Source organism: Pseudomonas putida, from assembly GCF_028682475.1.
Classification (GTDB): Bacteria; Pseudomonadota; Gammaproteobacteria; order Pseudomonadales; family Pseudomonadaceae; genus Aquipseudomonas; species Aquipseudomonas putida_AG.
Window position 1 is genome coordinate 1 of the sequence record NZ_JANHLE010000140.1, and the last position, 292, is coordinate 292.

Sequence of the window (292 nt, forward strand, 5' to 3'; positions counted from 1 at the left end):
CTGGGTGTAAGTGAAATCCGCTGGGCGAAGGTTATATACGGGTCCGCCGGGCAACTCGCCGAGCTGCTTCGGATCGACCCAGTTGCCATCAAGAAACTGGTCGTAAAAGTTATTCTCCGTGGCATATAGCCGATCTTTAGAAAAATAGCGCTGCTCGACGATTGCCGGTTGCAAGGTCAGCTCTTTACCCGCCAGCGCTGCGGGCAGCTGGATTTGTACCCAGAAGCCCGGACACTTTCTCGGGGGGCTGCCACCGCCGCAATACAAAGCGTTTCCAACTACAGTGGGCCGT

General features: G+C 56.2%; 1 protein-coding gene. It reads right to left on the minus strand.

All coding sequences use genetic code 11. The annotated features are described in order from the left end of the window. Positions 1–292 (minus strand): hypothetical protein (locus tag NPS47_RS25540; protein ID WP_274297460.1); only part of this gene is annotated, 292 nt, incomplete at both ends.